20 protein-coding genes are annotated in these 17,456 nt (G+C 52.4%); 7 read left to right on the top strand and 13 right to left on the bottom strand.

All coding sequences use genetic code 11. From position 1 onward, the window contains the following. Nucleotides 1-5: 5 nt before the first annotated feature. From NQL71_RS36310 to NQL71_RS36270, 9 genes are all read right to left on the bottom strand, one after another. Nucleotides 6-1,211: a hypothetical protein gene (locus NQL71_RS36310; protein ID WP_274644448.1), complete on the bottom strand. Its 1,206-nt coding sequence runs from the start codon at nt 1,209-1,211 to the stop codon at nt 6-8. A gap of 10 nt (nt 1,212-1,221) precedes the next feature. Next, nucleotides 1,222-2,469: a hypothetical protein gene (locus tag NQL71_RS36305; RefSeq protein ID WP_274644447.1), complete on the bottom strand. Its 1,248-nt coding sequence runs from the start codon at nt 2,467-2,469 to the stop codon at nt 1,222-1,224. Then, nucleotides 2,438-3,670, bottom strand: a complete 1,233-nt coding sequence (locus NQL71_RS36300) for a hypothetical protein (protein WP_274644446.1) — start codon at nt 3,668-3,670, stop codon at nt 2,438-2,440. Before NQL71_RS36300 ends, NQL71_RS36305 begins: the two co-directional genes overlap by 32 nt. Next, nucleotides 3,671-4,387 carry a GNAT family N-acetyltransferase gene (locus tag NQL71_RS36295; RefSeq protein WP_274644445.1) on the bottom strand — a complete coding sequence of 239 codons (717 nt, stop codon included), beginning with the start codon at nt 4,385-4,387 and terminating at the stop codon, nt 3,671-3,673. 54 nt (nt 4,388-4,441) lie between these two features. Beyond that, nucleotides 4,442-5,587 (bottom strand): hypothetical protein, encoded by a 1,146-nt coding sequence (locus NQL71_RS36290; RefSeq protein WP_274644444.1) that lies wholly within the window; start codon nt 5,585-5,587, stop codon nt 4,442-4,444. A gap of 16 nt (nt 5,588-5,603) precedes the next feature. Continuing rightward, a complete protein-coding gene (locus NQL71_RS36285) occupies nt 5,604-6,839 on the bottom strand; it encodes a hypothetical protein (RefSeq protein WP_274644443.1) in 1,236 nt (411 codons plus the stop codon). Then, the gene (locus tag NQL71_RS36280) at nt 6,836-7,639 is read right to left on the bottom strand and encodes a hypothetical protein (RefSeq protein ID WP_274644442.1); all 804 of its coding nucleotides are present in this window, start codon (nt 7,637-7,639) and stop codon (nt 6,836-6,838) included. Before NQL71_RS36280 ends, NQL71_RS36285 begins: the two co-directional genes overlap by 4 nt. 79 nt (nt 7,640-7,718) lie before the next feature. Further along, a complete protein-coding gene (locus NQL71_RS36275; RefSeq protein ID WP_274644441.1) occupies nt 7,719-8,264 on the bottom strand; it encodes a MarR family transcriptional regulator in 546 nt (181 codons plus the stop codon). A gap of 116 nt (nt 8,265-8,380) precedes the next feature. Beyond that, the gene (locus NQL71_RS36270) at nt 8,381-8,905 is read right to left on the bottom strand and encodes a hypothetical protein (RefSeq protein ID WP_274644440.1); all 525 of its coding nucleotides are present in this window, start codon (nt 8,903-8,905) and stop codon (nt 8,381-8,383) included. Between the two features lie 73 nt (nt 8,906-8,978). On the opposite strand from NQL71_RS36270, the gene NQL71_RS36265 reads away from it, so the two are divergent. From NQL71_RS36265 to NQL71_RS36255, 3 genes are all read left to right on the top strand, one after another. After that, nucleotides 8,979-9,575: a hypothetical protein gene (locus NQL71_RS36265; protein WP_274644439.1), complete on the top strand. Its 597-nt coding sequence runs from the start codon at nt 8,979-8,981 to the stop codon at nt 9,573-9,575. Between the two features lie 123 nt (nt 9,576-9,698). Then, the gene (locus NQL71_RS36260) at nt 9,699-11,180 is read left to right on the top strand and encodes a hypothetical protein (RefSeq protein WP_274644438.1); all 1,482 of its coding nucleotides are present in this window, start codon (nt 9,699-9,701) and stop codon (nt 11,178-11,180) included. 46 nt (nt 11,181-11,226) lie between these two features. Then, on the top strand, nt 11,227-12,699 hold the full coding sequence (locus NQL71_RS36255; protein ID WP_274644437.1) for a hypothetical protein: 1,473 nt from the start codon (nt 11,227-11,229) through the stop codon (nt 12,697-12,699). A gap of 55 nt (nt 12,700-12,754) precedes the next feature. Here the strand turns inward: NQL71_RS36255 and NQL71_RS36250 are convergent, their stop codons facing one another. Then, nucleotides 12,755-13,084: a hypothetical protein gene (locus NQL71_RS36250; RefSeq protein ID WP_274644436.1), complete on the bottom strand. Its 330-nt coding sequence runs from the start codon at nt 13,082-13,084 to the stop codon at nt 12,755-12,757. Then, entirely contained in the window at nt 13,063-13,314 is a 252-nt protein-coding gene (locus NQL71_RS36245; RefSeq protein WP_274644435.1) for a hypothetical protein, read from the bottom strand. The genes NQL71_RS36250 and NQL71_RS36245 overlap by 22 nt, the downstream gene beginning before the upstream one ends. A 218-nt stretch (nt 13,315-13,532) precedes the next feature. On the opposite strand from NQL71_RS36245, the gene NQL71_RS36240 reads away from it, so the two are divergent. Next, nucleotides 13,533-14,315, top strand: a complete 783-nt coding sequence (locus tag NQL71_RS36240; protein ID WP_274644434.1) for a hypothetical protein — start codon at nt 13,533-13,535, stop codon at nt 14,313-14,315. Between the two features lie 45 nt (nt 14,316-14,360). On the opposite strand, the gene NQL71_RS36235 is transcribed toward NQL71_RS36240, so the two are convergent. Further along, a complete protein-coding gene (locus tag NQL71_RS36235) occupies nt 14,361-14,930 on the bottom strand; it encodes a hypothetical protein (RefSeq protein WP_274644433.1) in 570 nt (189 codons plus the stop codon). 189 nt (nt 14,931-15,119) lie between these two features. Here NQL71_RS36235 and NQL71_RS36230 point away from each other — a divergent pair, with 189 nt between their 5' ends. From NQL71_RS36230 to NQL71_RS36220, 3 genes are read left to right on the top strand one after another with little or no spacing between them, the layout of a single operon-like run. After that, nucleotides 15,120-15,554 carry a hypothetical protein gene (locus NQL71_RS36230; RefSeq protein WP_274644432.1) on the top strand — a complete coding sequence of 145 codons (435 nt, stop codon included), beginning with the start codon at nt 15,120-15,122 and terminating at the stop codon, nt 15,552-15,554. 11 nt (nt 15,555-15,565) lie between these two features. Further along, a complete protein-coding gene (locus tag NQL71_RS36225) occupies nt 15,566-15,892 on the top strand; it encodes a hypothetical protein (RefSeq protein ID WP_274644431.1) in 327 nt (108 codons plus the stop codon). Next, nucleotides 15,892-16,128, top strand: a complete 237-nt coding sequence (locus NQL71_RS36220; RefSeq protein ID WP_274644430.1) for a hypothetical protein — start codon at nt 15,892-15,894, stop codon at nt 16,126-16,128. Before NQL71_RS36225 ends, NQL71_RS36220 begins: the two co-directional genes overlap by 1 nt. Here NQL71_RS36220 and NQL71_RS36215 read toward each other — a convergent pair. Continuing rightward, the gene (locus NQL71_RS36215; RefSeq protein ID WP_274644429.1) at nt 16,080-17,444 is read right to left on the bottom strand and encodes an alpha/beta hydrolase; all 1,365 of its coding nucleotides are present in this window, start codon (nt 17,442-17,444) and stop codon (nt 16,080-16,082) included. The genes NQL71_RS36220 and NQL71_RS36215 overlap by 49 nt on opposite strands. Nucleotides 17,445-17,456: the final 12 nt, after the last annotated feature.

Raw genomic sequence — 17,456 nt, 5'->3', positions numbered from 1 at the left:
TCCCCTTAAAGATTCATGTCGCTACCGAAACGCTCGCCGAGGAGGTTCAGGTGCGGTTTGTACAATTCGATGGGTAAGTCGGCGCCGGCCAGCAGGCGTTTGATCTTGCCCGTTGCGTCAATCTTTGACTCGTTGACCAGCACATCAAAAACCAGTTGCCGTTTCCTGGGCGCTTCTAAGCTGTTCAGCGGTACTGTCTCCAGCGAAGTCAGGCAAGTCTGTACAACAGTCTCATTCATCGGCTCTATGACTGATGGATTTACCTCAAATCCAGGCGTAGTCACCGCGTATTCATACAGGCAGGCACGCTGAATCGCATTAGTAGTGCGCTCCTGCTCCTGAAAATGCCATTCCTGGGAACGGCTCACCCCGATGCGATCAAAGTAGGTGTAGGCCATCGACCCCTTGGGTCTGTCCATGGTGAACTCTGCCAACGCCTTGATCACCGGATCCTGCGTAAGCTCATACACGCCAACCAGAAACTGTGCATCGAACCCAAGCCTGTATGAAACAAATCGCCTTTTGATATCGTCCTGTACGGTTGCAACAAAGTCTAGGAGATGCCTGACCACCGTGGCAAAAATGCGCATGTTGGCGGCGATAGACTCGATGGCTAACGGAAGACGTTTTTCATAGTCGTCCAACAGGAGAAGATATAGTTCGTTGAAAAGGACTACCAGCTCAGGTGCGTCAAAATCCTTGTAAGGTGGACTGCAGCACTCAAGTCCTGTCATGAAGGTGGTCAATATTTCCGGAACTGGAGCATGTCCATCCAACATTTTGCTGACTTCTCGCCTGGCCAGTTGCTCGGGCTCATCCGATTGAGACCAGGCACTACGCAGCATCTTGCGTCGCAGCTGAGGGTCTCGAGGCCCAAAACTGTCCAGGATGTCTTGTCCTACTTCGAACTGAGACGTTAGCGCTTCCACCAGCAGTGTGCCGGCTTTTGGGAACGTAACCGAATTAACAACAGAAACCAGTTCTTTGTTGAATTTACCGAGCAAGGAGATCGCATCCATGAACCCCGATTGGCCAATCGCTGCAATACTCGCCTTAAGCCTCAGCAGTGCCGCCTCAATCTCGACCCTGTAGCTCTCCGAGTCGAAATTGTGATTGTCAAAGGTCGTCGCCTTGGTGCGTAACGTCGACAAACAATCGATGTAGTCTGCCTTGAGCTGGCGCCCGGTGATGACCTTGGGGGTATCCGACATGCTCATTTCCTCAAATACCCAGATCGCGGCCAAAGGAATCACCCAACAGATTCAGGTGACCTTTAAAGAGCTCCTTCGGTAAATCACTCTTGACGAGCAGTGACCTGATTTGTTGACCAGGATCATTTTTACCACACAGGTTGGCCATCAGATCAAAGAGCTCCTGGCGCTTGCGGACACCCTCAGGCCCCTCTCCCGCCTCGCTTTTCAACAGCGTGATGAACTCTTTTACCTCGAACGGCTGCAAGGGTAGCTTGATGTCCGGATTGATTTCGTAACCTGGCGTCATCAGGGCAAATTCGTACAATGCGATTCGCTTGTCATCCTTAGCCTTGCCTTGAGCTTCAAAGTGCCATTCGGCAGACCGCGTTACGCCCATCCTTTCCAGGTAGGCGTAGGGAAGCTCCCCTGACGGTGATTTGACCGCCAACTCGGCCACGCGCAGCAACACTGGATCTTGGGTTAATGCGTACAGTCCCGCCAGCAAATGGGGCCTGAGAGCGGTTTGATCCTCAACCACCGCTTGCGAAGCCGGACTCTTCATAGCCGCCGTCCCCTCAAGGAGCGCTTCAAGTCCTGAACGAAACGCTTTCATGTGCGCCGCCAGGTACTCGACAGCAAGTTGAACCCGAGTCTCGGTGTCCGTGCAAAGAAATCGCTCCAGCTCAACCAACAGTGAAGTGAATTTCTCTGGTTCCATGCTCTTAAATGGCGGCATCGAGCACTCGAAACCCACTAATAACGCTGGGAGGAATATCGGCTCGGGCATCGGGCCGATTTCACGTCTTGCAAGATCCTCTGGGTTACTTTCTTGCAAGAGCATATCCCGGAACACAGCCAAGCGTGTGGCATGCCCCTTGGCCCGGCATTGCCTGTTAAACGCTTCACTGATGGCAAAGCGACGACTAATCTCGCCAATCAGGACGTCTTTTGCAGATTCATTTTCAACCAAAACGGCAATACTGACCAATTCATTTTGGAGATCCGCCAGCTGGCTGTAGCCTTCCATGTAGCCGGCCTTAGCAATGGCCTCTGCAGCCGCTTTCAGGTCATCCAGGACAGGGCCAAGGTCTTTACGAAACTCCCTCAGCTTGACATCTTCATCGTTGCCGCTTTCAGCGACCTTTTTTACTGACTCCAGGCAAGCACTGAAGTGATCGCTGATCTGGTTGAAGGCTTTCTGCTTGATCCATTCATTGAGTGTTTTTGTCACGGTCACCGCTCCCTTAAAGTCCAAGATCTTGATGAAAGCGATCACCCAGGAGATTCAAGTGCTTCTTGAACAACTCTTTCGGGATATTGCCGTTGATGATTAGGGCTCGGATTCTGTCTCCAAAATCTTGATCTGCGCAGTGTCTGACCAAGGCATCGAAGATCAATGCCTGCTTACGTTTAGCATCATCACTGAGGGCCGGCGTCTCGGCCAGAAGCTCGGTGTACAGACGAGCAGCATGCATAGAGACTACTCCCCCGAGTTCGTCAAAGTGACTGAGGTCAAGCTCGAGTCCCGGAGTAACCATCGCATACTCGTGCAGCTTGGCGAGCTTGCTCCAATTCGCATCGGCTTGCGCCTGAGCATGCCATTCCTTCGTTTGGGCAAACCCCATGCTGTCAAGGTAAGCGTACGCCATATACCCGCGTGGGTGCTCCAACGCCAGCGATGCCAGATCAGTAATTACAGGATGATTGATCGATGCCTGTAGACCGCAGAGAAACTCAGGTGGAAAAGCAAAATAAAGCAACACGCCTTTGTCTTTAGCTGTACTCGTAACGTCGTCGTGCAGGCGCTTAGCTTCTTCCAGGACATCGGCAATGATCGGGAAAAGCGCTGTTTGATTGGCTCCAAACCACTCGATGGCATCCGGAATATTCGACCTGGTTTTTAGCAGCCGCTTGAGGTTATTAAATAGCCTCCCCATTCCTAGCAAATCTTCATGGCTCTCCAGCGGTAAGACGGCATCAATGCCAGTCAAAAGGATTGGTAGTACATCTTCATCCACGGCCTTAGACAAGTAATTGTCGAGCATCTCAAACGGCTTGTCATGGCCGCGTACCGCCTGCTTGATCAATCCAACTGGAAGCCTTTCTGGCAAAACAGCCTTGAGTGGTGAGGTTCTCAGCGCGAGCAGAAAATCGCTACTGACTGGGAAAGCCTTGGAAACTTCGTCAAGTGCGATGGCCAGCGCTTCATTGGACGAGATAGGCGTAAGCGCGACAATCAGTTCAGCGCTGTGGATACCCAACCTAGCAAAGCAGTCCTGATGGCCACTAAGCGCCATCTCAAGGGTACAGCCTCTCAGCATTTCGAGTGGATCGGCAACCGACTGTCGATAGACGTTGGGGTCAAAATGATCGCCTTCTGGCGTCAACACCGCTGCCTTCAGCGAGTTGAAGTGCTGGTAATACTCGGTGACCAACTGCCGTGGCAGTTTGGATGGGATGCTGGCTGAAGTCGTCATTTATGGGCCTGCCATTGATGGAGTGGAAATGTTGCATGCCCCTAGCGCAGCATGACGTTCATTGACTATCGCCCACATCCTGCCTGGTGTTGTGAGCATTTCTTTCTCTGTACCCGGAATTCTGCTGAAGCCAAAACGCTCATAAAAGCGTTGGAGTTTTTCCACTTTTTCTTTGACTTGCTCATCGGTGCTTCCAGCAATCTCCAAACGAAATGGTGACGCTTTGAGATAGATCGTCGAAGCCACCTTTCTGCAGCTTGCGAGCTTATCCATCAACATGGTGCCTATTCCCTGAGACTGAAACGCCTCATACACCCTCACCGCTTCCACTATCAGAATGTCAGCTTTCGCTCCCACACCTTGAATCGTTACCTGCTGCTTATCCACGTCAATGCGGGCTTCTGTAAACGCTTCACAGGCACCCGCAGAAAACCCATTAAGGATCAAATTACCTTGGGAGCCTTGCGTAATTCGCCCTTTGAACAAGGTGATGAGCATGTCCTCAAATTCGTCATTACATTCCAGCAGGCGCCTCACCTGCAGGTCTTTTTGCGCCTCACCCAGCAGCAAGATATGACCATGCAGGTACCCCATCTGGGAACCGTTGCGAGTGGCCGTAATTTCTAGTTTACGAAGGTATTTACCTATACCCTCGCAATCCTCGAAGTCCAGATCCTCTCGATAGGTTTTTGCACGAACGACGATATTAGACGACATGAGATTCAGCCCTGGCCATGGTCTTCTTCCACCATGCGGATAGCGTCATGATGGTCATAGGCCTAAGTCAGCAGCAAAGCGACTGCCGAGAATTTGATGGTGGCGAGCAAAGAAGCTTGGGTCTATGGTGCTGCCGACCAACAAGCTTTTGATTTTGTCTATTGGGTTTCTCTGGTAGTACGAGATGAGCTTATCGACCAGTAACTGGGTCTTTTGGCGAGCCCCTGGGCTGGTCAATGGCACGCGGGCCAACATCTTCACGTACTGATTAAATAGCGCTGGATTGAGCTCAAAATCAGGTCGCTCAAGAGAGATGATGTCGATATCGGGTGTAATGATCGCGTGCTCGTGTAACGAGATCAGCGCAATACCTTTCGCTTGGGTTTGAGCATTCATGTGCCATTTGGGCGTACGAACAAGCCCTATGCGTTCATAGGATTGCCAAGCCAATGGCCCTGCTGGCCGCCTGAATGCCACGGTGGCCAGCTCCTTGATCAGCGGATCTTGGGTTGTTTCATACAATCCAACCCAGAATTCAGCCCACATCGCTACAGCATCGGCAACCCGGCCCTTGTAACCATGAGGCCCTGGATCATGGTTGAACAACCTCATTACCTGCTCAAGCCCAGGTCGCAGTTGCTCAAGGTGGGCAGCAATTGCCTCTATATCCGAGCACAGCGTCGTTGAGTATTGGATGTACTGCTTCAGGCAATCAATTGTCTTGAGGAATTCGACAGGCGCCATGTCCAGTCCCGTCCGCAGGACGAACGTTTCGATAAACCCTTCAACAAAACAGCTGATGTGCAGGCCTGTTAAACGACTCGTGACCTCATCACTGGTAGGATCCATTTGAGAAAGCTGTAAATGCAATGCCAGCATGGTTTTGGGTGAGATTTCTTTCCCCTCCACACGGCGATACAGGTTTTCATCAATGGTGTAGTGAGCCATCAGAGCCAGGACGATTTCATTCTTAATCGACCTCGGAACATCCAGTTCGATGATGGCGCAGAACGTATCCCGCGTCTCGCCGACTACTTCCATGGCCTTTAGATGGCCTGTGGCGACCAACTCAGTACCCTGGGCCTTCAAGGCCCCGAATTGCTTGCTTAGTTCGTCAGCCGTGTCTTCAGGCGACATGTTTCGGGCCGTATCCAGAAGCGCCTTCAGCGCATCCTCATAGGCCTTGATCTTGGAGGACACTGCATTACTCATAAATTTATAGCCCCAGGTCAGTGCCGAATTTGGCTGTCAGCAACTTTGGATTCGCTGCAAAGAATTCAGGGGGGATCGCACTGGCGAAGAGCTCTCGCTTGACCGTTTCCTCCAGGCCCCAATGTGCCGCCTGGGTCAACAAAGCCTGCATAACCTCCTGCGCCCTACCCCAATACTCTTTTCCGGCCAGGCCGGCACGAGCCACCACGGCAATCAATTCAGCGCGATCAGCTGGCTCCAGGCGCTTGATTCCCTCGTTATTCAGGAAAAACTTGCACCCAGGCACCATGATGGCGTGCTCGATCAGCTTAACCATCGTGTGGCCCGTTTCCGTAGCCATCAACTTACCAACCATTTCCTGAGGTAAACGGAGCCCCATCGTCTCAAAGTAGGTATAGGGCATGTGCCCCCGAGGGTCATTGATAAGGCATTTTGCCAAGGCCCTGACCGACGGTTCCCGCGTCTCAGCGTATATCGCCGCGAGAAATTCAGCCGGCATCCGGACGACCTTCTCAAAATCTGCCAATTTTTGGGCGGCTGACTTTGCGTCCCGGTTGAGTTTGTAGACCTTGGCGAACTCTTGAAATAGAGGTGCCACTACGGTCATGTTTGCCGCGAAGGCTTCGACGACTGCAGAAATTTTCGTTCGATCTGCCAGCGTCGACATAATTGGCTCGACACAAGATGCCATGCGAGCTGTAGCCACCGCTGTAGTGGGAGCTGGGACGGTATGAAGCGTAATGATCAGGCATTTTAGCTGCAGATCGAAGAACTCAGGCTTGTTACGCCTGGATGCCCAGAAAGTGGCAGCCGTGGAAGCTGGTTCTGCAGCGCCCTGGAGCACTTTTCGATACAGGTTGGCGAACAAATCTTCAGGCAAGTCCCAGGCTTCCTTGAGCATGCCTGACGTGATTTCGTAGTGCTCTGAGAGGGCCTCCATCAATGGAACATTCGCAGCCTGGTGGGCGCAACTGCCGATGAGGGCAGTCAATCGTTCATCCAAACCTGAGAGATCCTCAATAAAGCGAATGTTGCCTTTGGCGACCCAGTAATTGCGCACCGTGCCCAATTCGGTCAAAAGATTATCCAGGTCGGTACGAAAACTGCTCAGATCAACATCCGATTCGGGGCTCAGCTTGACCAGGGTCTCAATCTGCTCAAAGACTGCGTTGTAACGTGCAAGTCCATGAGCCACCGTCAGGTCAGCCGGCGATGCTGGGCGTGGCAGGCCGGTATTCAACGCGTGAACCCACCGACATCGTTGTCGGATTCGACCGCTGGGCGGCGTTTCTCGCGGGCCAAGGCCGTCAGCACCGTCTTGGCGGAGACACCGATCATGATCTCATCGATCTCTTTGATCGACAGCTTGGCAGTTTCGCGAGCGACCAGGCCATCAATGTCGCCGTGATCGAAGAATTTAAGGTAGGTGTCAGACTTAACACCGCCTCTCTCCCTAACGCATTTCTTGAAAATGCCGGAGTCCGTCGTTTCAAGGATCTCAGTGTCGGTTTCGATCTCCTGCCCACGGCGCTTCTGTACGTATTCATTATCACCAAAGGCTACAGAGTGCCCGGCTTTGAATGCGCTGGTCACGACGTGGGTGAGAACCTTCAATGCTTTCTCACGAGGATCGAGTTCGGCCTGCTCGACCTCCCTCCCTACTGAACCGCGTTTTTCACGAACCATTTGGGTCAGGACTGTTTTTGCAGTCAAACCGACCATCATTTCATCGATGTCCCTGACGGACATGGCGCCCTGGTGGAAACCGACAAGCAGATCGACGTCGCCGTGATCAAAGGCCTTGACGTAAACCTCGCTGTCTTCGACTGCGCCGGTTCGCCCACCGCCGTAACTCACTTTGCAGAGCTTGAAAATGCCGGATTCCAATGCCTCGAAGACTTGGTTCTCCGTTTCGATCTCTTCACCACGGCGGCGCTGAACGTACTGAGCATCACCGAAGGCTACCGAATGGCCGGCTGCAAAAGCCTTCTCGATGACGTTCGTGAGAACTTTGAGGGCTTTTTCTTTGTTGTAATCCATGGGTAAGCTCCGGCTTTATAGTGCGGTAACCTTCATTCTGCGAGGTGCGCACCTGCCCAGGCAAGCTTCCCTTGCTCAGCTACCGAGGCGGTTTTACGGTCTGATAGTGGTATTCACTACCACCGGTGAGGGAGACACCGTCCCTGCGAACCAACAGACCCTGATCAACCATTTTCTTCATAGTCCCTCCCGCATTCTGGACGCTGATGCTTAGAGCCTTCACTACGTCGTTGGTGGTCGAGCTACCATTCGCTTGCACAAAGTCTAGAATCCGCAGCCAGGACTTAGAAATCGGCTGCCCGACGACCTGATATTCAGAGCCCTGCCAGGCCAGAAAAGTGACTTCTTCCTTTTGCGCGGCATAGCTGCAGTTGTCCAGGTGGTCACGATCATCGAAGTCGATTAGGCACAACACCCGCTGCCCTTGGAAACGCTTTGCCAGGGCTACCAGTGACTCGCGGGCAAAGGTAGCGTCCATACGCTTGATGTTGGCTGCCGAGATGGCCACCAGCTTCTCCAGCGGCTGTTCAGACAACAGGTCGTAAAGGGTGTGATACGTCTGGCGCCCGAATTCGCTACCGATCAGGTGCTGGGTCTTGGCGACGGTCTCAAGGGAAATCTGCATGTTGGCAACCCTGTTCTGGTTAAGTGGGGTTAGTTTAACCAGAAACAGGTTGATGTCAATTTAATATCTTCGTGTTGAGGCTGACAGTAAACCCAGCCCCTTCGGGGAAGTACGATCTAGCCCTTGATGGCCTTGCGCAGCCGGTAGTCTTCTTCCGTGGCGAGGGGCAGCGTCAGGAAGAAGTACTCGTCCAGCTCCTGATACTCATCTTCGAACGGCAGGTAGCACAGCACGCCCCAAAACTCGCCCCGCTTGATCACGCTATAAGGATGGATTATCTCACCGTCCATGACCTTGTTCAGGCGCAGTAACGGCTTGTCCGGATAGGCGAGATAATCCGCGTCTGTCCGGGCGCTCATGAAACGCCTCATGGCGCTGCTGGGGTACGACGGCATGATCCCCTTCTCGCTCTCCTCGATAGCTTCCCTGATGGCATCGACTTCGTTGAGAAAGCACCCCTTGATCTTGAGCTCGTCAAAAATCTCCTCTTTCACCGGGTACGGCGGCCCGGCGTACCACTGGCCACTGGTTTTATCCAGGCAGATTGCGGTGATTGTGCGCTGGCCAACGTCGGTGCAGCGGTAAGGGAACCCACCGTTCGAGTAGAAATCAAGGCCGATGTGGAATTCGCTGTGTTTCACGGAGGTCGCCCCTTTAGTGTTTTTTGAGATTCGACATTGTAGGGAACGCGCCAAACATTAGCCATGAATTGCCTTGGCGAGCAATGACGTTGCTGGCAGAATGGCGCCACCAAACGAGCGCAACGCTCTGAATCTCACACACGGAATGACACGGATGAAATGCAGTTCGCTTTTTGCCGCTTTGGTCGCTGTTTCTGCGGCCTTTATGACACAACACCTTCCTGCTGCCGAGAATGTCGACGCCGAAGCGATCAGGCAGGCAACATCGACGTTCAACACCTACATTGCCCAATGCAATGGCAAGACCTATGCGAAGACCAGGAATTCTGAGTTCATCGAGTTCAGCGGCCAGTTCAAAGAAACTGAGTTCATGTTCCCAAGGGAAATCGAAGAGCATCAACGTTTGAATGGGGTCACCTGGTCAGGCGCATTCGAGGTAAACCTTGGTCAGTCAGCCCGCGTGTTCCATGAGAAAACCCTGGGTGGCCTCAATGTCAAAGAGTGGCAAAAAATCACGAACGTGACTTTTCTGTATCAATTGAAAAATGGGCGCTGGGAAATCACCAACTACAGCGGTATGTCGATCACCGATATTGATCTCAAACTGGTTTACTGGGAGACGCTACTACCGGGCCTCACCTGCGCCGACATACCCAAGATCCCGAGCTAATCCCCAAGCTTCAGACCCTAAGGGAAAGCCGCCAGGCATGCGACTTGGCGGATCTGCCGCCAGTGCCACTGGCTTGCTGCAAATTGGACGCATACCTCATACTCTTTCAAAAGAGGGGCGTCCATGAGCCAAATAAATCTTAATGTGACCGACTATGGTCGCGAAGCCTATGAATTAGCCTCTGAGTGGTATCACGGCAACGGCCCTGTACCGATCCCTAATTTGACTGAATCGCAGTACGCAGACCAAGGTCTGAAAGACTACTCCGTATTATTTCAAGAGCGAGCAGAAAATGGCAAAAACAACCAGTCGATAAGGTTCAGTAGTAAGTCGACACTGAAATATATCTCAATCCAAATGACGCCGATTATTGCGGCAATCCAACATGGCTTTTCAGATAGTAAAATTCTTGATCTGATGCTGCATCACAAGGTTGAACCCGATCACTTTCGTAGTATGACGTGCGATGAAACTGAACCACTGTTTAAAGCGCATTCAGGCAAGGATTTTAATCTTCAAGACCTCTATAACTCATTGATAAAAGCCTTAAATAGTAAGCCGAAGGGTCGTTCATTACTGAATAATGCTTACGAATCCAATAACTACAATGAAGAAATGACTATAGCCTTTCTTCAAAGTGATGATTCATCATATTGGAACAGCACAAGACTACAAAAGGTGGCCAATATCATTGCTGAAAACGGTGGATATACGGTTCCACATTACACCGCGTTCAACGAATTTATCGAACAAGTATCTTCCACGAGTTGCTTTCCAGAAAATAGCGCACTAGAGTTTTTGCGCAGATCAGGCATGTTCAATGAAGATCTGATTCGTAAGAGATCCGCCAGTTACGGTATGTGGGAAACCACACTCAAACGTCTGCTAATTGACCGTCCTATGGCGTTGCAGTTGTTCCTGGCGTGCGGAAACGCCACCGACCGAAATGATCAAGCGGTTATTCGAAGGGCGCTCAAATCAATTAGCATAGATAGCTACGACTCTACCATTAATCCGGCCTATGCCATTCAGCGCCTGAAGGATGTACTTGTCGACTGTGCTATTGATGATATTTTCAACAGCGACGTCTTCAAGCTGAACCTCATGAGTCTCGACCGTACTGAAGACTTTCTAGGTATGAGTGCCGAGGATGGAGACGCTGCTGCGTACAAGCTGATTTGCAATCAAAACAGCGAGCTCATCAGTCGCTTGGCCAAAGAAGTCTTGAACGTCCCGCTTCATCAAATGGGATATTCCCACTTCAGCTGCTGGCGTCGACTACCTTTACTCACTCTTATGCCACAGCGTTTACGACCAGGCACTGCTGAATCATTGGTAACGCACATGCTGAGAGCATTTGATCAATTCACCTATCCTGACAACGGAACTGAAGAGAAGATCGAGGTCGACCGGAATGCACGTGCTGGTCTGAAAGACCTGGTGCAAGTCCTGGCCTGCCACCATGACTTCGATTACTCCTACTTCCATGACTTAAGCTCGCCCCACAAAAAAGACCTGATCATGATGGGTCTCGACGTGAAGAAACTGCCGGGGCTGACTTTGCAGGATCTGGGTGATGTTTTTTCTCATGATATGGGCTTGTGATCTAAAAATAAACCAATAAACTTTTATAATTTAGCAAAGGTTTCCCATGTCCTACGACCTCGATGATGATAATGAAGCACTTGATCTATTAGCTATCACGGAAGCGTGGTACGTGGAAAATGGAACCTCAGAAATCCCTGAGCATCCGGACACCAATTACTACGAGCTGAGCCAGGATCAGCAGAAACTTTTTCCGCTGCTATTTGAAAGTACCGTAGGTTACAGATTGACTTATGGCGGGCATCAGATGACCAATGTGCCAGGCCGCTTGATTCCATTCATGGTGGGCGTAAAACTCGGCCTTTCTGACAATGCACTCTTTAAAATAATGGGCCATCATGAAGTTCAACTTCAAGATATCCTTGCGCCAGATCTCGGCTCAACTGACGATAGCTATCCTGTAGCATTGACAACGGCAACTGGTGAATCCGTTAACGAGACAGATTTCAACATTAAGTTGTTCCAGATTTTTTCTAAGCTTAATTCACGCCATGAAGAGCTTGAGGACTTCAAGGACGTCACTAGTCGCTACACGATGGCGTTGATCCATACAGAGCTTTCACACCATTGGCCTTGCAATAAAATTGAGAGGCAGGGAAAGTTAGCAAGCAAGCAATATGATGGAAGCATCACTTTACCGGAGCATGACTTTAGCTCGATCTTATATAGGTTAGAAAAACCATCACACTTACCAAACAATAATATGATGGATTTCTTGCAGCGCTCGGGGATGCTTACCTCGCACGTCGCCAAAAAAGACACAGTGCTTTACGCCATGTGGGAGTTGTTATTAGAACGCTCTATCCATGGCGAAAAAGTACCTGAAGCCCTGGTGGATTACTGCGCCGTCCATCCAAACCCAGCCACACGGGCGACGGTTAAACGAGCCCTACTGTCTCTCACCGAGAACCCTTGGGTCATGCTACCCGAGCCCGAGGTACTGCTCCCCTTTCTTCAAAAGAAATTCACCGGCAAAGATTTCGCACCCGTGCATGAAAGTGCCATTTTACTTCTGAACATAGTGCCTGAAGACGATGCTGAATCCATGCTCGCCTCTGTCCACCATCTTCCGAGCTATCAAAAGCTTTTGATCAACCCTGAGCTGATCCTGGCCAAAATCGCCAAGGAGATCATGGAGATTCCTGCTGGCGATCTAGGCTTCTCGCAACTCAGTGCCTTCAGGAAGATGAGTTGCTTTCAGTTTCCGGTACAGCAAATCCAAGGATTCACCCCAGAAGTCCTGGTTAACCACGTTCTCGATGGGCTGGCCAGCTACTGCACGCCCAACCATGTCGCTGGCCAATCCAATAAGCCTGGCCTGGACAGAGACGCACAAAATGGATTGAAGAGCCTGGTGCAGATGCTCACGCTAAGCCACACGCTTGATTGCAACCAGTTCGCTGATCGAAGCCTGGCGGAAAAGCGTCTGTTGATCGACGGCGGGATCAATGTCAAAGACATGAAAGGCCTTTCGCTGCCTGAGTTGGGCCAGCTTTTTAGCCAAGACCTGAACCTCTGAGGCCAGCCACATCCGCGTGAGGAACATGGCTGGCCGTCATCGAGCAGGGAGCCTTCTAGCGTTCGCCAGGGAATTTTGAGTCTTCTACCACCGGCCTGGAAACACTCAATCGCGGGGACGAAACTGGTTTTGGCTTGTACACCAACTTACCTTCATCGCTCAGAACAAAGTCAGCAGCGTTGGCTTTGGCCTTGTCGAGCGCCCAGTTTGGGTTCGGTGAGCTAACCAGGCAGCCTTCATAGCGCAGGAGCCCGGCAGCCACAAAGAGGTCTTCATCGCAGGTTTTCAGCGCCCTGCGAACCTCAGACACAACTTCCCCACTCCAGTCCCGAAGGGCTTTGACCTTCTCCGCATATTCCATGGTCACGCTTTTCGCTTTTTCCATTTTTCCGAGAGCTCCTCACACATAGCACCGACAGGGAAAACCAGTGGTGCAAGTATGGCAATGATCAGACAAACCTTGGCTTCCAGCGTCGGGTGTTCAATCAACAGGCCCAACTGGGTGACAGCCCCCATGTAGGCAGCAGTTACCACTGGAACCAAAACGCTGTCGTGGCCGAACCACGACTTGGGCTGTTCTGCAGTTGCGACAACTTCGGTCATTTCTTTGGACATGGGGAGATCCTCGCTTTAAGCGCAGGTGATGGTGCAACTGGAGCCATTCTCAGTAGTTTCTTTTGTTGGCGCAACTACTTTGGCATTCCCCTGTACTTCCAGAGCGCATCTGTTGAATGGCCAATGTCGGCACCTCTACACTGGAAACAATGACGAGGAATTTCCCATTGAAAATTCAATTTGCTGTAGTTGATCCAAAGATGTGTTCAGAGCCAGGCATGACGACTGTTGCCGGCGTGGTGACGATGGATCGCGACCTGCCTGACTTCAGTGCCCACCAAATCATCATCGACCCAGCCGTTGAAGGTGGCCTGGTGCGGTTGATCGACCTGAAGAACACCTTGGCTGCCCGCGAGGTGGATGAGGGCTCTTGGGAGGCCTACCGCCCCTCCCCACTGTCCGCGCTGACTTTCAACGAAGTGCTCACACGCCAAGTGTTCAGCATTCCGCAACTGAACATCCCAGCCGGCGAAATTGCCCTGGTCAAGACACCTCTCCCGGACACTCCGGAAGGTCAGTGCAGCTACGCCCTGTTCGGCTTTGTCAAAGGCACCGATCACGACCTCCAACTGATCTGCAATCGCGTGTTCGAAGCCCAACTGCAAGAGCCCGGCCCTCTCGACCATCATGCCATGCACACAGGCCTCAGCCACGATACGGGCATCGAGGCAAAGCACAAAATGGGCAACCATATCCTGCAAGTGATGCATCAACCGCTGTGGGGCTTTGGTGAGACCAAGTACGGCATGACCTCGCTGATGACCATCAACGAATACGATAAATACCGGCGCAACCGCCAACACTTGATTGATCACGGCAAGAACGGGCCGGAAGTCGAGGGCCGCGTTGACAGTGAGTACGTTCGCTACCTGCGTACCTTCACCAAGCTGGGCGGTGATCTGCTGCCTTGGCAGAGCCAGGAACAGATCAAGCACGTTGAACAGTTGTCGGCGCAGGCCATTCGAACAATCACGGACGAGGAATTCTCCCCCGCTCCCTGAGATGCATCATACAAAAAGCCGCCTCCGGGCGGTTTTTATTGCATATCACCGGGAGCGTTGTTCCCTATACTGCGCCAATCTCACGTCAGATTTTTTGCTAGATGCAGCGTAAATGGGATTGGACGACCGTAACACCAGGTGGTCATAAAGCGAGACCCGAAGTAAGTGACTCCACCTCGAAACGACCTGTGAGGCTTGGTAGTCTGTTCGAACGCTAATGACGTCCTCTCCAGACCTCAGCAGTTTATAGCCTGGGGAAGACCATGTTTCTTCTGCCTGTCGGAAGAACGTGGCGATGACAGTACCCAGCGGGAGCCGGTGACCATCAATCTTATGCGCCTCCACGATTGGCAGTAGGGTCGGCGCCCATTTCTCGATCAGCTCATTCGTTGGCAACACAAAAGCAATATTAAGCATGCAAAGCGTGCCCGCAGGGCACACAATTTCCTTGAGGCTGGAAAAAAGCTCTAAAACCTGATCGTCCGAAAGGTTGCCGAACTCAAAGATGACAGTTGTCCCAGGCACGTCAGCATAGATGTCAGCATAGTTTTGGGTGAATCTCTCACCAAACCGCTTAGCAAAGAAAACGTTGTTGATGGTCGCCGAATCTTCCATGAGTTTTCAGTCTTTTCGTGTGGATATTGGCTCATATTCTGCCATCAAAATAAGATCATGTACACATTCCCCCTACGGTTCGATTGGCTATGCTAACCAATGACTATCAATTGACATCATTCGTTATCTCGATATACTCCAGCTATACCGCCATCAGTTGGCTGACACGATTAAGGAAACACGATGGCTATGGACGAGATCGAAAAAGAGCGCCTGGAGCATCGAGTAAGAGAACTCGAGCTACAACTCGCTCAATCGCAAGACGCGTTGCTTGAGCAGCAGGTCAAAGGGCTCGAAGCCTGCAAACTGGCAGAGTCGTTCAAAGATCAGTTCTTGGAGCAAAAAGCCGCGACTCAACATTGGCAGGCAAACCATGATTGCCAAGTTGAGAAGACCCGGCTGCTGTTTGATCGCCGCGACCTCCCAGTTGAGCGAGTGCGGGCTTACCAGCTCGTGGAACGCCTCCAGGATCAGGCCAAGACCGTACGGGCATTTGTCGTTCACTTGAACAATATGACCCTCATTGAACCGACCAACGAAGCCTGGAAAGTGCTGGTGAACACCAAGGCATGGGAAGTCCTCGTTGAAGCGGTTGCCGTCCCTCAAGCACCCACGGGGGAATAACGATGTCTGAGATGAGCCGATACGAACTGTTCTCAGCCGCCGCCAAGACAGACATCAAGGCCTACCGTGATCGCCTGAAAGGCGACGGAACTTTCCAGTTCTGCGACCAGGTCATTCAACTGCAGAAGCTAAACAGCCACATCAACATTCACCTGCTGACTTATCTGTTCGGGGAACGACTCGGCGGCCACATGGCACAAACGTTTGTGACCGTGCACGAGCGCAATCTGTTGTCTTTCATGAGCGGAATGACCAGTGAATACCGCTTTTTCATCCTGCATGAACTGAAAAACAACGAGCAGCTATTCTTGCACAGCTATCCACCGGAGAAAAAATAATGAGCCCAAACAGCACCGACACCAGAAAACCGACCTATTACCTCACCCATCCTGCCTTTGGAACCAAAAAGGTCACAAGGGAAGAATGGATCGCGGAAGAATCACGCCAGGGCTTTCGTTCAAAGTTCGGCCCCGGCCACCCAGCAACCGGTGGCTTCAGCAGTGGCGACATCAGCGGCTCGATTCGCTACGACGTCGTCGAGGAAGACGAAACACCGTCATCGCCATCTGAATAAGTCAGCACGCAGGCCAAGTTGCACAGAGCCTTCTCGCCGAGCTGGTGCATCAGATCGCTGGCGCCCAGTGTCGGCGCCAGGATCAGGCGCAAGTAGCGGCTGAAGCGACGTGGCATCGCATCCAGAGCCCTTTCGCGCCAGCCTGCGGCCATCTCCAGCACAGCCGCAGAAGACTCCGCCAGCTCCCCTACCAGAGCCCCCACGAGGTTGGTCTGATTTTCGGCATCGGACACTTCAATGGTGCGGTTCGCCATGCGCTCAAGGCGGAAGGCATTCACCAAAGACTCACTGATTCTGGTCAAAGCGTCCCGGCTCCCCATGATCAGGTTGTCCAGGTTGATGAACCCATGGAACAGGCCGGCGTAATGCACCAGCTCGACAGGCACATTAGCCCGCCGCAAGCGTGCGGCATAATCGATACCATGGTCGCGGATAGGATCGAAGCCTGCAGTGATGACCATCGCCGGTGGCAGTCCGGACATATCTTCACAACGACGCGGTGAGAACCAGGGTAATTCAGGGTCGGCATTGATCATCGCCGGAATGAGGTGCATCTCAATGTTCGCGAACGCGTCCGCGTTGAGCATGTAATCGCCGTGGATGTTTTCGTCAAACGAAGGGAACTTGGCCGCCAACTCGGTCGCCGGATACACCAACACCTGCAGCTTCAGTTCCAGGCCGCCCCGCTGGCGCAGTTCCTGGCTCACCACCGCAGTGAGGTTGCCACCGGCAGAGTCACCGCCGAGGGCCAGGCGCGAGGTGTCGATGCCATACTGCTTGCCGTGCGCAACCAGCCACTCCATCGCGGCCAGCACATCCTGGCGGCTGGCGGTGATTTCGTACTCCGGCGCCAGCCGGTAGTTGATGCCGACGGTGATGCAGTTGGCGGCTATGGCAATGTTGCGACAAACCGACTCGGCGGTCTCAAGATCACCGATGATGAAACCACCGCCAAAGCACCAGGCAAACGCGGGCAATAGTTGATCGGTCATCGTCGGGGTGAACAGGCGGAGCGCAATCGGCCCATTGGGCCCTTGGATCTCAATGTTGGTCACCGTGGCAACGTCCGGACGGCTGCCGAGTGCCTGAGCGGCCAGACTCCAACTCTTGCGCATGTGTTTGATCGAGGTGCTGGCCGTCACCGATTTCGGGATCAGGTGGTTCAGGCGCAGGAAGAAACGAGCATCTCGATCCAATTGTGCGGCACGAAGCACTTTGGGGGCACCGGCGTCCTCGACACGCTCGACACGGGGCATATCCGGGCTGGTGTGACTCAACACCTTGGTGGTTCCACTTTGCTGTTCTTTGTTGCTCATCATAGGGCGACC

The organism is Pseudomonas serbica (genome assembly GCF_028823535.1).
Lineage (GTDB): Bacteria > Pseudomonadota > Gammaproteobacteria > Pseudomonadales > Pseudomonadaceae > Aquipseudomonas > Aquipseudomonas serbica.
The sequence above is the reverse complement of the archived record's forward strand: the minus strand, read 5'-3'. Positions and strand labels throughout refer to the sequence as shown.